The 15,266-nt window shown below is 72.1% G+C and carries 11 protein-coding genes; 9 read left to right on the top strand and 2 right to left on the bottom strand.

The annotated features are described in order from the left end of the window. Positions 1 to 36 precede the first annotated feature (36 nt). Entirely contained in the window at positions 37 to 2,583 is a 2,547-nt protein-coding gene (locus ACIP5W_RS08360; RefSeq protein ID WP_401468582.1) for an ATP-dependent Clp protease ATP-binding subunit, read from the bottom strand. Positions 2,584 to 3,075: 492 nt separating this feature from the next. On the opposite strand from ACIP5W_RS08360, the gene ACIP5W_RS08355 reads away from it, so the two are divergent. The 9 genes from ACIP5W_RS08355 to ACIP5W_RS08315 all read left to right on the top strand — a co-directional run bounded on the left by ACIP5W_RS08355 (position 3,076) and on the right by ACIP5W_RS08315 (position 14,393). After that, positions 3,076 to 3,402, top strand: a complete 327-nt coding sequence (locus ACIP5W_RS08355) for a helix-turn-helix domain-containing protein (RefSeq protein WP_401468579.1) — start codon at positions 3,076 to 3,078, stop codon at positions 3,400 to 3,402. A 172-nt stretch (positions 3,403 to 3,574) separates the two neighbouring features. Further along, positions 3,575 to 5,056: a hypothetical protein gene (locus ACIP5W_RS08350; protein WP_401468576.1), complete on the top strand. Its 1,482-nt coding sequence runs from the start codon at positions 3,575 to 3,577 to the stop codon at positions 5,054 to 5,056. 183 nt (positions 5,057 to 5,239) lie between these two features. Next, positions 5,240 to 6,082, top strand: coding sequence for a nitrilase-related carbon-nitrogen hydrolase (locus tag ACIP5W_RS08345; protein ID WP_401468573.1), 843 nt, complete (start codon positions 5,240 to 5,242; stop codon positions 6,080 to 6,082). After that, positions 6,079 to 7,362, top strand: a complete 1,284-nt coding sequence (locus ACIP5W_RS08340; RefSeq protein ID WP_401468570.1) for an aspartate aminotransferase family protein — start codon at positions 6,079 to 6,081, stop codon at positions 7,360 to 7,362. The genes ACIP5W_RS08345 and ACIP5W_RS08340 overlap by 4 nt, the downstream gene beginning before the upstream one ends. Positions 7,363 to 7,466: 104 nt before the next feature. Further along, entirely contained in the window at positions 7,467 to 9,053 is a 1,587-nt protein-coding gene (locus ACIP5W_RS08335; protein ID WP_401468567.1) for a PucR family transcriptional regulator, read from the top strand. A gap of 259 nt (positions 9,054 to 9,312) precedes the next feature. Then, the gene (locus ACIP5W_RS08330; RefSeq protein ID WP_401468564.1) at positions 9,313 to 10,155 is read left to right on the top strand and encodes a nitrilase-related carbon-nitrogen hydrolase; all 843 of its coding nucleotides are present in this window, start codon (positions 9,313 to 9,315) and stop codon (positions 10,153 to 10,155) included. A 124-nt stretch (positions 10,156 to 10,279) separates the two neighbouring features. Next, complete coding sequence (gene hydA, locus ACIP5W_RS08325; protein ID WP_401468561.1) at positions 10,280 to 11,683, top strand: dihydropyrimidinase; 1,404 nt, start codon at positions 10,280 to 10,282, stop codon at positions 11,681 to 11,683. A 10-nt stretch (positions 11,684 to 11,693) separates the two neighbouring features. Continuing rightward, entirely contained in the window at positions 11,694 to 12,713 is a 1,020-nt protein-coding gene (locus tag ACIP5W_RS08320) for a TIGR03842 family LLM class F420-dependent oxidoreductase (RefSeq protein WP_401468558.1), read from the top strand. 153 nt (positions 12,714 to 12,866) lie between these two features. Then, positions 12,867 to 14,393: an NCS1 family nucleobase:cation symporter-1 gene (locus ACIP5W_RS08315; RefSeq protein ID WP_401468555.1), complete on the top strand. Its 1,527-nt coding sequence runs from the start codon at positions 12,867 to 12,869 to the stop codon at positions 14,391 to 14,393. A 109-nt stretch (positions 14,394 to 14,502) separates the two neighbouring features. Here ACIP5W_RS08315 and ACIP5W_RS08310 read toward each other — a convergent pair whose 3' ends face one another. Continuing rightward, positions 14,503 to 15,168: a hypothetical protein gene (locus ACIP5W_RS08310; RefSeq protein ID WP_401468552.1), complete on the bottom strand. Its 666-nt coding sequence runs from the start codon at positions 15,166 to 15,168 to the stop codon at positions 14,503 to 14,505. Positions 15,169 to 15,266 lie beyond the last annotated feature (98 nt).

Below are 15,266 nucleotides of genomic sequence, written 5' to 3'. Positions count from 1 at the left end.
ACCGCGCCGCACGCCGACCTTCTCAGACCGGAGGCCTCACAGTTCGGGAGCGGGCGGCTCGTCACGGCTCGTGCGGAACGCGAGCCGCCCGTCCTCGACGTCCACCGTCACGGCGGCGCCCTCCTGGACCCGCCCGTCGAGCAGCAGCCGCGACAACCGGTTGTCGACCTCGCGCTGGATGGTGCGGCGCAGCGGGCGGGCGCCGTACTCGGGCTGGTACCCGCGCTCGGCGAGCCAGTCGACGGCGGCGTCGGAGAACTCCACGGTGATGCCCTGCGAGTGCACCAGCCGACGGGTCCCCTCCAGCAACAGGTCGGTGATCCGCCGCAGTTGATCGGTACTGAGCTGCCGGAAGACGACGATCTCGTCGATGCGGTTGAGGAACTCCGGCCGGAAGTGCTCGCGCAGCGGGCGCATGACCTGCTCCCGGCGCGCCTCCTCGTCGGCCTCCGCACCGCCGGCCCCGAAACCGATGCCGGCACCGCGCCGCGTGATCGCCTCCGAACCCAGGTTGCTGGTCATGACGATCACCGTGTTGGTGAAGTCGACCGTGCGGCCCTGCGCGTCGGTCAGCCGCCCGTCGTCGAGGACCTGGAGGAGGATGTTGAAGACGTCCGGGTGGGCCTTCTCCACCTCGTCGAGCAGCAGCAGCGAGTACGGGTGCCGGCGCACCGCCTCGGTCAGCTGGCCCGCCTCCTCGTGGCCGACGTAACCGGGCGGGGCGCCCACCAGGCGGCTCACGGTGTGCCGCTCCTGGTACTCGCTCATGTCCAGGCGGACCATCCGCTCCTCGCTGCCGAACAGCGCCTCGGCGAGCGTGCGGGCCAGTTCGGTCTTGCCGACGCCGGTCGGGCCGAGGAACAGGAAACTGCCGATCGGCCGGTCCGGGCTCGACAGCCCGGCACGCGAGCGCAGCACCGCGTCCGAGACGACCCGTACGGCCTCGTCCTGGCCGATGACCCGCTCGTGCAGATGCTGCTCCAGACCGAGCAGCCGGTCCTTCTCCTCCTGGGTGAGGCTGGCGACGGGGATGCCGGTCTGCCGGGAGACGACCTCGGCGACGGCCTCGGTGGTGACCTCCAGGTGCTGGCCCTCGTCGACCTCGCCGCCCCCGGCCGCGTCCGCCATCCGCTGCTTCAACTCGACGATGCGGTCCCGCAGCTGGGTGGCCTGCTCGTACTGCTCGTCGGCCGCCGCCTGATCCTTGTCACGGGTGAGCTGTTCGACCTCGCGCTCCATGGCGCGCACGTCCGTGCCCTTCCTGCGGGCCCCGAGGCGCACCCGGGCGCCCGCCTGGTCGATGAGGTCGATGGCCTTGTCGGGCAGCCGCCGGTCGGTGAGGTAGCGGTCGGACAGCTCCACGGCCGCCACCAGCGCCTCGTCGGTGTAGCGGACCTGGTGGTGGGCCTCGTACCGGTCGCGCAGGCCGCGCAGGATCTCGATCGCGTCCGCGGCCGACGGCTCCGGCACCAGGATCGGCTGGAACCGGCGGGCCAGCGCCGCGTCCTTCTCGATCCGCCGGTACTCCTCCAGCGTCGTCGCGCCCACGACGTGCAGTTCGCCGCGGGCCAGGGCGGGCTTGAGGATGTTGCCCGCGTCCATCGAGCCGGACTCGCCGCCGCCACCCGCACCCACGACCGTGTGCAACTCGTCGATGAACACGATGAGCTCGTCGGAGTGCTCGCGGATCTCGGTCACGATGGAGTTGAGGCGCTCCTCGAAGTCGCCCCGGTAACGGGTACCGGCCACCACACCGGTCAGGTCCAGGGCGACGACCCGGCGGTCGGCCAGCACGTCCGGCACGTCACCGTCCGCGATGCGCTGGGCGAGCCCCTCCACGATGGCGGTCTTGCCGACCCCCGCGTCACCGATCAGCACGGGGTTGTTCTTGCCGCGCCGGGACAGCACCTCGATCGTCTGCTCGATCTCGTCGTCCCGGCCGATCACCGGGTCGATACGGCCCTGGCGCGCCAGTTCGGTGAGATCCCGGCCGTACTTGTCCAGGGTGGGCGTGGACGTGGGCCGCTGCCGTTCCTGGCGGGACTGCGGGGGCATGGCGTCCGAGGACTCGGACGGGCCGGCGGACGGCGCGAAGCGGGCGGCGTTGAGGATGTGCCCGGCCGCGGAGTCCGGGTTCGCGGCGAGCGCGCTCAGCACGTGCTCGGGGCCGATGTAGCCGGCGCCGCGCGAGCGCGCCAGGTCGTGGGCGTCCAGCAGGGCCCGCTTGGCGGCCGGCGTCAGCGACAGCGAGGTCGGCGGCGGCACCTCGCCCGGCGGGTGCTGCACGGGGCCCGAGCGCTCGTCGATCTCCGTCGCGAGGGAGTCGGGGTCCGCCCCGGCGCGGCTGAGCAGACTGCGCGTCGGCTCCGCCGAGAGGGCGGCGCGCAACAGGTGCTCGGTGTCCAGATCGCGGCTGCCGTGCTCGGCGGCGTACTGGGCCGCGCCGCGGACCAGTTCCCTGGCCGGCTGGCTGAGGAGCTGGCCGATGTTGATCTGGCGGGGGCCGGGGCGGGGCCCGCCGAAGAAGCGGGCCAGGAATTCACCGAAGGGATCCCCCTCCGGGCCGATGTAGCCGCTGGTCATGGCGTTCCGTTTCCATCGACTGCGTTGCCGGTGCCGACGAGTTTCCTGTCCGTGCCGGGCTACACCACGATGACACGTTCCTTTTGAGGCGGCATTTCCGGAATTCGCCCTTCGCCCGTTCCGAGGGCCCCCGAGCGGCTTCGGGGCGGGTCCGGGACGGGTTCGGGACGGCTTCGGCGGGCGCCGGGGCGGGTCCGGTCGCCGTTCGGCCGGGGCGCGCGGCCCCGTCTCCGTGATCGCCGCCGTGTGTTCCGCGTGGGCGGCCCGGGAGTCGTCACCGGTGCGCAGGGTCCGGCCGTCGGGGGCGGCGGGGTGGTCGTTCCCGCCGCCCGCTATCAGCATCGGCCCGATGGTCAGGACCGTGCCGTGCGGTGGGGCAGGCGCTGGCGCAGGCGCACGGGACGACCCGGCCCGCCTCGCGCATGGCGTCGATCGATGCGTCCGTCTTCGGTTCCACCGTTCCAATTACTATACCGGCATTAGAATGGGCGCATGGTACGCACCCCGCTGACCCCCGAAGAGCGCGAACGCGGCGAGCGGCTCGGCGCACTGCTCCGCGAGGCCCGAGGCGGTCGCAGCATGGCCGTGATCGCCGCGGCCGCCGGCATCTCCGCCGAGACGCTCCGCAAGATCGAGACCGGCCGGGCGCCGACTCCGGCCTTCTTCACCGTCGCAGCCCTCGCCCGCGCGCTCGGCCTGTCCATGGACGAACTGGCGGTGCGGTGCGCGCTGGTGGCGGTCCCGCAGGGGGGCCCGGCCGGCGTGGGGGGCGTGACGGACGCGGTCGGCAGGGTCGGCCGGGTCGGCCGGGTCGCCTGAGCGGTTGCCCGCCGTACGGGAAGCCGCCCCGCCGGCCGTCGACCGGCAGCCGCCGGCCGTCGGCGCGGTGGGAGATCGCCGCGTCTTCTCCGAAAACTCCCCGTAGCCGCGCTGTAACACGCATGGTGTTCCCTACGGAGCCGGAGTGTTCCGGTCGGGCGGGAGCTGGGCGATGGCTTTGGATCAACTCCCAGGGCAACTGAGGGAGTTCGCGAACTACCTGGACGGACTGCTGGCGCGCCTGGATCAGGGCTCCGGCTGGTGCGCGGTCTTCTGGCAGCGTGACCCGGACGGTATGCGCGCCTGCCTCGACGGCCGTGAGGTGCCGCCCTGGGACGTCGTGGAGGCCCTCCTCCAGGACCTCGCCGCGCACTACGGCAACCCCGCCGCCGCCCAGGAGGCGGAACGGGCCCGGCCCCTGCACATCGCCGCCCTCGCCGCCCAGGACGCCCGCCCCGGCGCCCGCGACGCCCTCCGGGACCGGCTCGACGTCATGCTCCGCGAGCAGCGTCACGCCGCCGACCGGCAGGCCGAACTGGGCCGCCTCCTCGCCGCCGCGACCACCCGTGAGGAGGCCGATGCCGTCCGCCTCGACCTCGCCTGGGCCCACGACGACCACGAACGGGCCACCGCCCGCTGCACCGAACTCCGCCGCCGCATGGCCGACGTCGACCGACGCGGTGGTAGCGGTGCCGGTGGGGGCGGTGCCCGCGGTGGCGGCCGGGCCGAGGGCACCCGGCTCCCGCACTCCCCGGCACCCCCGTATCCCGAGCCGGCCCCGGCCGCCTTCGCCGCCCACGGCCCGGAGGACGCCGGTGCCGCCCCCCACGGGGCACCGTCCGGCCACGAGCGGGCACGCGCCGAACCCGCCGCCCCCGAGCCCGCCCCGGACGACGCCGCCCCCGCCTCCGTCCCCCGCCGGAGCAAGCGCCGCCGGGGCGGTGCGCGGTTCGCCGGGATGGCCGAGGAGGAGGCCGCTCCCGTCGCCGTACCGCCCGCCGCCGGGGCGCCGTCGCCGGTGCCCGCGCCCCGCACCCGCCGCACCCCGCGCGGTGCCCGGTTCGCCGGGGCCGCCGCCGAGGAGCCGCAGCACCGGCCCGAGCCGTCGGCCGGGCCGGTGGACGCGACGGCCCGGAAGGAGACCGCCGAGGCGGTGGAACGGCTGATCCGGCTCCGCGCCGAGGGCCGCAGCGGTGAGGCGCACGTGCTGCTCGTCGAGCTGGCGTACTGGCCCGCCGCCCGCATCCCGCTGCTCGCCGAGGGCCTCCAGCGGTCCGGGCTCACCGCCGACTGGACGACCCTGCTGTGGGAGGCGGCCTCGCTGCCCGCCGACCGGCTCGTCGCCGCGGCGGACGCCCTGGTCGAGGCGGGCCGCACGGCCGACGGTGAGCAGATCCTGCGGCAGGGAGTCGCCCGGCCGGCCGGCGAGATCGGAGAGGCCGTCGGCGCCCTGGCGGTCGAGGGCCGCCGCCGCGAGGTGGACGTGCTGCTGGACGCCTACGTCCGCGTCCGCACCCCCGAGGAGGCGGCCCGCAGCGCCGCCTTCGACCCGCCGCTCCTGGTTCCGCTGCTGCTGGAGGCGGCCCGCGGCGTGTCGGACGAGCGGCACTGGGACCTGGTGCACGCCCTGCGGGTCGCCGGTTTCACGACCTGAGCCGCGACCCCGCCGGTACGCCGTACGCCCACGACTCACCCACCTGAGTGTGAAACGCGATCGACTCCGCGGGTTAACGACGATGGTCTTGGCAAGCCCGTCCCGGAGGCTTACGTTCGTCCCTCTACGGCCCGCGTCTACGGGCGTAGAGGGCTCTGACGTCTTCCGTCGAAGGAGCAGCTCATGGCCAACGTCGTACGTGCCGCTCTGGTCCAGGCCACCTGGACCGGCGACACCGAGTCCATGGTGGCGAAACACGAGGAGCACGCCCGCGAGGCGGCCCGGCAGGGCGCGCGGATCATCGGTTTCCAGGAAGTCTTCAACGCCCCCTACTTCTGCCAGGTCCAGGAGCCGGAGCACTACCGCTGGGCCGAGCCGGTCCCCGACGGGCCGACCGTGCGCCGTATGCAGGAGCTGGCCCGCGAGACGGGCATGGTGATCGTCGTCCCGGTCTTCGAGATCGAGCAGTCCGGCTTCTACTACAACACCGCGGCCGTGATCGACGCCGACGGCACCTACCTCGGCAAGTACCGCAAGCACCACATCCCGCAGGTCAAGGGCTTCTGGGAGAAGTACTACTTCAGGCCGGGCAACCTCGGCTGGCCGGTCTTCGACACCGCCGTCGGCAAGGTCGGCGTCTACATCTGCTACGACCGCCACTTCCCCGAGGGCTGGCGCCAGCTCGGCCTGGGCGGCGCCCAGCTGGTCTACAACCCGTCCGCCACCCACCGGGGGCTCTCCGCCCACCTCTGGCAGCTCGAACAGCCCGCGGCCGCCGTGGCCAACGAGTACTTCGTCGCCGCCATCAACCGCGTCGGCGTCGAGGAGTACGGCGACAACGACTTCTACGGCACGTCCTACTTCGTCGACCCGCGCGGACAGTTCGTCGGCAAGACCGCCGGCGACAAGGACGAGGAACTCCTCGTCCGCGACCTCGACTTCGACCTGATCGAGGAGGTGCGGCAGACCTGGGCCTTCTACCGCGACCGCCGCCCCGACGCCTACGAAGGGCTGGTGCAGCCGTGAACGACCTCCACGCCCGCCACCGCCGGGTCCTGCCGGACTGGCTCGCGCTCTACTACGACCGGCCCCTGGAGATCACCCACGGCGAGGGCCGCCACGTGTGGGACGCCGAGGGGAACAGGTACCTCGACTTCTTCGGCGGCATCCTCACGACCATGACCGCGCACGCGCTGCCCGAGGTCACCAAGGCGGTGAGCGAGCAGGCCGGACGGATCATCCACTCCTCCACGCTCTACCTCAACCGCCCGATGGTCGAACTCGCCGAGCGCATCGCCCGGCTGAGCGGCATCCCGGACGCCCGCGTCTTCTTCACCACCTCCGGCACCGAGGCCAACGACACCGCCCTGCTGCTCGCCACCGCCCACCGGCGCAGCAACACGATCCTGGCGATGCGCAACAGCTACCACGGCCGTTCCTTCAGCGCCGTCGGCATCACCGGCAACCGCGGCTGGTCGCCCACCTCGCTGTCCCCGCTCCAGACGCTGTACGTCCACGGAGGCGTGCGCACCCGCGGCCCGTACGCCGCGCTCGACGACAGCGCCTTCATCGCGGCCTGCGTCGAGGACCTGAAGGACCTGCTCGGCCACACCCGCCCGCCCGCCGCCCTGATCGCCGAGCCGGTCCAGGGCGTCGGCGGCTTCACCTCCCCGCCCGACGGACTGTACGCGGCATTCCGGGAAGTGCTGGACGCGTACGGCATCCTGTGGATCGCCGACGAGGTGCAGACCGGCTGGGGCCGCACCGGCGACCACTTCTGGGGCTGGCAGGCACACGACCGCAACGGCCCGCCCGACATCGTGACCTTCGCCAAGGGCATCGGCAACGGCATGTCCGTCGGCGGGGTGATCGCCCGCTCCGAGATCATGAACTGCCTCGACGCCAACAGCATCTCCACCTTCGGCGGCACCCAGGTCACGATGGCCGCCGGCCTCGCCAACCTCACCCACCTGCTGGAGCACGACCTCCAGGGCAACGCCCGCCGGGTCGGCGGGCTGCTCATCGAACGGCTGCGGGCCGCCACCGCCCAGGACCCCGGCGTACGGGAGGTACGCGGCCGCGGGCTGATGATCGGGATCGAGCTGACCCGGCCCGGCACCGACCGGGCCGACCCCGACCGGGCCGCCGCCGTCCTGGAGGCCGCCCGCGCCGGTGGCCTGCTGATCGGCAAGGGCGGCGGCCACAGCACCAGCGCCCTGCGCATCGCCCCGCCCCTGTCCCTGACCGTCGCGGAGGCCGAGGAGGGCGCCACGATCCTCGACAGCGCGCTGAGAAGCACGCGGTAGCGCCCGAGTGGTCGCACCGCAGCGTCCGAGCGCACCCGGCAGTGCCCGGCGCACCGGCACTGCCTGAGCGCACACAGCGGCGCCTGAGCCAAGGGAACCACGCCATGACCACCACCATCCGGGAGCACCCGGGGCCCGTCGAGCCCCTGGAACCCGCCCTGTCGGTCCGTCAGGTCCTCGCGCTGGAACGCGTGCTGGCCGGGGAGCCCGAGGTGGTGGCCGGCGCGGCCCAGCTCGACCGGCCCGTGCGCTGGGTGCACGTCGCCGAGGCCGCCGACGTCGGCGTGATGCTCAGCGGCGGCGAGATGGTCCTCACCACCGGAGTGCTGCTCGCCGGTGACGAGAACGCGCAGGCCGAGTACATCCGTTCGCTGCACCGGGCGGAGGCCGCCGCCGTCGTGCTCGGTCTCGGGCGGGCCTTCCCCGCCGCGCCGGACATGATGCGGCGCGCCGCCGAACGGTGCGGACTGCCCATGGTCGTCCTGCACCGGCCCTTCCCCTTCGCGGAACTCACCGAGGAGGTCCAGGCGCGCCTGGTACGGCGGAAGTTCGCCGCCGTCAGCCTCTCCGAGGCCGTACGCACCGCGCTCACCGGCCTCATCACCGCCGGTGCGCCGCTGCAACACCTGCTCGACGAGATCGCCCACCACACCGGCTGTCCCGTCGTCGTCACCAACCTCGCCCACCGGGTCCTCGCCACCGCGGGGGAGCGGTCCGCGGTCGACGACGTGCTGCGCGACTGGGAACGCATCGCCCGGCAGGCCGGCGGCACCGAGGGCGACGGCTGGATCCGCGCCGAACTGGGCGGACGCGGCGAACGCTGGGGCCAGATCATGCTCTGCGGCTACCGCGGCGACACCGCCGGCGGGCGGCTGCTCGCCGACCGGGCCGCCGAGGCCCTCGTCCTGCACCGCATGCTCGGCGGCACCTCCGCCCACTCCTGGGAGGAGCAGTCCGCCCAGGGCCTCCTCACCGACCTGGTCTCCGGCGTCGTGGCGGCCCGCCACCTGCTGCCCCGGGCGCGGGCCGCCGGACTGCCGGTCAACCGGCGCACCTTCGTCCCGCTGGTCGTCCGCGACGGCGACCGCGCCCAACTCGAGCGGCTGCTGCGCCTGCTGGGCATGGCCGGACTGGTCGCCGAACTCGCCGACGGGGCCACCGCCGTCCTGCTCAGCCTGGCCCGGGACCAGGACGCGGAGGCGCTCACCGCGCACTTCGCGGCCCGGCTGCGCACCGAGTCGGGGGAGAGCGGCACCGTCGTGGCCGCCGCGGCCCCCCGCACCGCCTGGGACGACGTACCCGCCGGGCTGCGCGAGGCCCGGCACGTCGCCGACGCCGTCGCCGACTCCTCCGCCGTCCTCGACCTGCCGGCCGTCGTCCGCCTCAAGGACGTCCATCTGCGCGGCCTGATACGGCTGTTGCGGGACGACCCGCACGTGCAGGCCTTCGCCGAACGGGAACTGGACGGGCTGCTGTGCGCGGCCGGCGACGATCTGCTCGCCGTCCTGCGCACCTACCTCGCCACCGGCCGCAACAAGTCCCGCACCGCCCAGCTCCACCACGTGTCACGGCCCGCGCTGTACCGGCGGCTGGAGGCGATCCAGGCACGGCTCGGTGTGGACCTCGACGACTTCGAGCAGGCCGCGTCGGTGCACATCGCCCTCCTCGCGCACGACGCGCAACAGGCATGAGCGGAGCCGGAGCGGCCGGCCCGCCGCGGTCCGCGCACGGGCCGGACGGCGCGGCGCACCACAGAGGGGAAAAAGCCGGCCCGTCCGGCGCGCAACAGGAGTGAAACATGCGACGACCTGGGAAAACGGTGGTGAAACATGTGTCGACGAGGTCGTGACACCGTGGCACGCCGGACGCCCCCGGACGTGACACGGTGCACCTCAAAGCCCGCTTTCGGACTTCCTAGGCTCCTCGCACACCGAGCGACCGGAGGTCCCGATGAGCAGAGTGGTCCGAGCCGCCGTCTTCCAGACCGCGTGGACCGGCGACAAGGAGTCGATGATCCGGGTGCACGAGCAGGCGGTGCGCGACGCGGCCGCCCAGGGCGCCCAAGTCCTGTGCTTCCAGGAGCTGTTCTACGGGCCGTACTTCTGTCAGGTCCAGGACCCGGCGTTCTACGAGTACGCCGAGCGGATCCCCGACGGGCCGATCGTCGAGCGGTTCCGGGCCCTCGCCCGCGAGCACGGCATCGTCCTGGTACTGCCGATGTACGAGGAGGAGCAGCCCGGCGTCCTCTACAACACCGCCGCGGTGATCGACGCCGACGGCACCTACCTCGGCAAGTACCGCAAGCACCACATCCCGCAGGTGAAGGGCTTCTGGGAGAAGTTCTACTTCCGCCCCGGCAACGCCGGCTGGCCGGTCTTCGACACCGCCGTGGGCAGGATCGGCGTGTACATCTGCTACGACCGCCACTTCCCCGAGGGCTGGCGCGCCCTGGGTCTGGCGGGCGCCGAGATCGTCTTCAACCCGTCCGCCACCTCGCGCGGCCTGTCCGCCTACCTGTGGCAGCTGGAGCAGCCGGCGGCGGCCGTCGCCAACGAGTACTTCGTCGGCGCGATCAACCGGGTCGGCGTCGAGGAACTCGGCGACAACGACTTCTACGGGACCTCGTACTTCGTGGACCCGGAGGCGCAGTTCGTCGGCGAGGTGGCGAGCGACAAGGAGAGCGAACTCGTCGTCCGCGACCTGGACATGGCCAAGCTGCGCGAGGTCCGCGACCGCTGGCAGTTCTACCGGGACCGCCGTCCGGAGGCGTACGGCCCGCTGACCGCCCCGTGAGACAGGCGGTTCCCCGCGCCCCGCCGGCCAAGGGGCGCGGGGAACCGCGTAATCCACCACAGGCGACCCGCAGGCAACCAACACGCAACCCGCAGACGACCAACTACCGCTCCGGAGACGGAATATGAGCAGCCGGAAAATCATCCGCGGCGGTCTCGTCATCACCGCGTCCGACGAGATCCACGCCGACGTTCTGATCGAGGACGGCCGTATCGCCGCCCTCGCCTCCTCCGGCACCCCGGCCGCCGAGGCCTGGACGGCCGAGCAGGTCATCGACGCCACCGGGAAGTACGTCATCCCGGGCGGGGTCGACGCCCACACCCACATGGAGCTGCCGTTCGGCGGCACCTTCGCCTCCGACACCTTCGAGACCGGCACCCGCGCGGCAGCCTGGGGCGGCACCACGACGATCGTCGACTTCGCCGTGCAGAGCGTCGGCCGCACCCTGCGCGAGGGCCTGGACGCCTGGCACGCCAAGGCCGAGGGCAACTGCGCGATCGACTACGCCTTCCACATGATCGTCTCCGACGTGAACCAGGAGACGCTCAAGGAGATGGACCTGCTGGTGCAGGAGGGCGTGACCTCCTTCAAGCAGTTCATGGCGTATCCGGGCGTCTTCTACAGCGACGACGGCCAGATCCTGCGCGCCATGCAGCGCTCCGCCGAGAACGGCGGCCTGATCATGATGCACGCGGAGAACGGCATCGCCATCGACGTCCTGGTCGAGCAGGCACTCGCACGCGGCGAGACCGACCCCCGCCACCACGGTGAGGTGCGCAAGGCGCTGCTGGAGGCCGAGGCGACCCACCGGGCCATCAAACTCGCGCAGGTCGCCGGCGCCCCCCTCTACGTGGTGCACGTGTCGGCGATGGAAGCGGTCGCGGAACTGGCCCGGGCGCGCGACGAGGGGCTGAACGTCTTCGGCGAGACCTGCCCGCAGTACCTGTTCCTGTCCACCGACAACCTCGCCGAGCCCGACTTCGAGGGCGCCAAGTACGTGTGCAGCACGCCCCTGCGCCCCAGGGAGCACCAGGCCAAGCTGTGGCAGGGACTGCGTACCAACGACCTCCAGGTGGTGTCGACGGACCACTGCCCCTTCTGCTTCGTGGGCCAGAAGGAGCTGGGCCGGGGCGACTTCTCCAAGATCCCCAACGGTCTGCCCGGCGTCGAGAACCGCATGGACCTGCTTCACCAGGCCGTCGTGGACGGACACATCTCGCGGCGCCGCTGGATCGAGATCGCCTGCGCCACCCCGGCGCGCATGTTCGGCATGTACCCCAAGAAGGGCACCATCGCCCCGGGCGCCGACGCGGACGTCGTCGTCTACGACCCGCACGCGGAGCAGACCGTCTCCGCCGAGACCCACCACATGAACGTCGACTACTCGGCGTACGAGGGCAAGCGGATCACCGGCCGCGTCGAGACGGTCCTCTCGCGGGGCGAGCCCGTCATCACCGGGCGGGAGTACACCGGTCGCGCCGGTCACGGCGCCTACACCCCGCGCTCCACCTGTCAGTACCTCAACTAGGAGTGGTGCCATGGACTTCGGACTCGTCCTGCAGACCGACCCGCCCGCCTCGAAGGTCATCAGCCTGATGCAGCGGGCCGAGCGCAACGGCTTCACCCACGGGTGGACCTTCGACTCGGCCGTGCTCTGGCAGGAGCCGTTCGTGATCTACAGTCAGATCCTGGCCAACACCAGCAGGCTGACGGTCGGTCCGATGGTCACCAACCCGGGCACCCGCACCTGGGAGGTCACCGCCTCCACCTTCGCCACCCTCAACGACATGTTCGGCAACCGCACGGTGTGCGGCATCGGCCGCGGTGACTCCGCGATGCGCGTCGCGGGCCGCAAGCCCAACACCCTCGCCCGCATCAGCGAGGCCATGAAGGTCATCCGCGCCCTCGGCCGCGGCGACGAGGCCGACCTCGGCGGCACCGTGATCAGGTTCCCGTGGATCAAGCCCGGCGCCGAACTCCCCGTCTGGATGGCCGCCTACGGTCCCAAGGCGCTGAAGATGACCGGCGAGGAGGCCGACGGCTTCATCCTCCAGCTCGCCGACCTGTACCTCACCGAGTACATGGTCAAGGCGGTGAAGGACGCCGCCGTCGCCGCCGGCCGCGACCCCGCCGAGGTGAAGATCTGCGTCGCCGCCCCGGCGTACGTCACCGAGGACGACTCGCCCGAGGCACTCGCCCACGCCCGCGAGCAGTGCCGCTGGTTCGGCGGGATGGTCGGCAACCACGTGGCCGACCTGGTCTCCAAGTACGGCGAGCACTCCGCCGCCGTACCCGACGAACTCACCGACTACATCAAGGCCCGGGAGGGCTACGACTACTCGCACCACGGCCGCGCCGACAACCCCGACACCCGGTTCGTGCCCGACGAGATCGTCGACCGCTTCTGCATCGTCGGCCCGGTGGACAAGCACGTCGAGAAGCTGAACGCGCTGCGGGAGCTGGGTGTCGACCAGTTCGCCGTCTACGACATGCACGACGCGCAGGAGGCCACCATCGACGCCTACGGCTCCCGGGTGATCCCCGCCGTCAACGGCTGAACGGACGCCGGACCGGTCGCCGGCCCGCCGACCCCCTCAGGAACTCCCCCTTCCCGCCGTCCAGGGGAGGGGGCCCAGGGCGCCTTCCCGCGCACCCCCCTCGGTACCGCCCGCACGGCCTCTCCCGTCCCACCTCGTTCGATTGGCCTGCTCATGACCGACACCGCTCCCACGGCCATACCGCCGACCTCCCAAGTCACCCTCGCCGACGGCCGGGTGGAGATCGCCCCTGGTTCGCCGCCGCCCAGCGGCCCCTACGCCAACGAGGACCTGCTCCCGGTCCCCGTCGAGAAGCGCACCTGGACCACGTACAACTTCTCCGCGCTGTGGATCGGCATGGCCCACAACACGGCCTCGTGGACCCTCGCCTCCGGTCTGATCGCCGTCGGCATGGACTGGAAACAGGCGGTGCTCACCATCGCCCTCGCCAACCTGATCGTGCTGGTGCCGATGCTGCTCACCGGGCACGCGGGACCGAAGTACGGCATCCCCTTCCCGGTCTTCGCCCGCGCCTCCTTCGGCATCCGCGGCGCCAACCTCCCCGCCGTCGTAAGGGCGTTGGTGGCGTGCGGCTGGTTCGGCATCCAGACCTGGATCGGCGGCGAGGCGATCTACTTCCTGGCCGGAAAACTGATCGGCAACGGCTGGAGCGAGGCCGGGGCGTTCGGCGGCCACCCCTGGACGATGTGGCTGTCGTTCGCGATCTTCTGGGCACTCCAGGTCGCGATCATCTACCGGGGCATGGAGACGATCCGCCGCTTCGAGAACTGGGCCGCGCCCTTCGTCCTCGTCGGCGCGCTCGTGATGCTGATCTGGATGAGCGACAAGGCCGGCGGTTTCGGCCCGCTGCTCGACCAGCCCTCCAAGCTCGGCTGGGGCGGCGACTTCTGGAAGCTCTTCTGGCCGTCCCTCATGGGCATGATCGGCTTCTGGTCGACGCTGTCGCTGAACATCCCCGACTTCACCCGCTACGGGAAGTCGCAGAAGGCGCAGACCTGGGGGCAGGCCCTCGGCCTGCCCACGACCATGACCCTCTTCGCCCTGCTGTCGGTGATGGTCACCTCCGGCTCGCAGGCCGTGTACGGCGAGACGATCTGGGACCCGGTACAGCTCGCCGCCAGGACGGACAACGCCGTGGGCCTGCTGTTCGCGCTGGTGACCGTGCTGGTGGCGACGCTGTCCGTGAACATCGCGGCCAACCTGGTCTCGCCGGCCTTCGACTTCTCCAACATCGCGCCCCGCAGGATCAGTTTCCGCACCGGCGCGCTCGCCACCTGCGTGCTCGGTGTGCTGATCTTCCCGTGGAAGCTGTACTCCGACCCGCAGGGCTACATCTTCACCTGGCTCGGCCTGGTCGGCGGGCTGCTCGGCACGGTCGCCGGCATCCTCATCGCCGACTACTGGATCCTGCGCCGCGGCAGGCTCGACCTGACCGACCTCTACCGCACCGGAGGCCGGTACTGGTACGACGCCGGCTGGAACTGGCGGGCCGTCGTGGCCTTCGCGGTGGGCGGTGTCCTCGCCGTCGGCGGTGCGAGCTTCGAGCCGCTCGTCGACGGGCGGCCCGTCCCGGCGCTGGAACCTCTGGCCGACTACGGCTGGGCCGTGGGCCTGGGCACCTCGATGGCGCTCTACGTGGTGCTGATGCTGTCGAGGGGACGGGAGGAGACCACCGCGTGACGCGTGACGGGTGACGCAGAACGCGTGAGGAACGACGGGCGGGGCGGCCGGCGGGTGGGAGAACCCTCCGGGCGCCCTGTTCCGGCCAGTGCCCTGTTCCGGCCGGCGCTCAGTTCACCGCGGCGGCCTTCAGTGAGGCGACCGCTTCCTTCGCCGCCTTGATGGCGCCCTTGTTGATCTCGTCCGTGCTCGGAGCCTTCTTCGACTCGAAGTCGCTGCCGTTGTAGGTGACGACGACGAGCGCGTTCGCCACCCGCGCGATGACGGTGCCCTCACGGGTCTGCTGCTTGTCCTCCGTGGTCAGGTTCACCACCGAGTAGCCCTCGTCCCCGAGCCCCGGAACGGCCCCGCCGCCGCTCTTCTCGGTGGTGCGCTCCGCGTACGACGTCGCGGCGGACCCGTCGGACTCCAGCAACTCGAAGGAGACGTCCAGCCAGCGGTAGTCGTAGCCCTTGAGCGCGTTCCAGGAGCAGGTGCGGCGCAGGGAGGTGTCCGTCGACGGGATCTCCTTGCCCGCCGTCTTGGCGCCCGGCACCAGCGAACCCACCGTCTTCGCGGCCACACTCGTGCAGGGTGCGGGAGCGGCACCGTACGTCTTCGTGACCGCCGTCGAGGACGGCGCGGACGACTCGGAGCGGGGCTTCTGCGTGTCCTTGGCCGCGGTCTCCTTCCCGGAGTCGGGCGGACCGGACGACAGCGCCCAGCCCGCGCAGGCGAGCACGATCACCGGGGTCAGTCGCGCGGTGAGGGCGAGCGGCAGGGGGAGAGAACGCACGGCGCACTTTCGTGGGGGACGGTGCGGACGAGGTCCACGATGCGGACGGGGACGTCAGTTTCACACGACTCCCTGTGGGGCGGAAGTGCGAACTCGCT

This window comes from Streptomyces sp. NPDC088766 (genome assembly GCF_044750845.1).
In the GTDB taxonomy this organism is placed as follows: Bacteria; Actinomycetota; Actinomycetes; order Streptomycetales; family Streptomycetaceae; genus Streptomyces.
The sequence above is the reverse complement of the archived record's forward strand: the minus strand, read 5'-3'. Positions and strand labels throughout refer to the sequence as shown.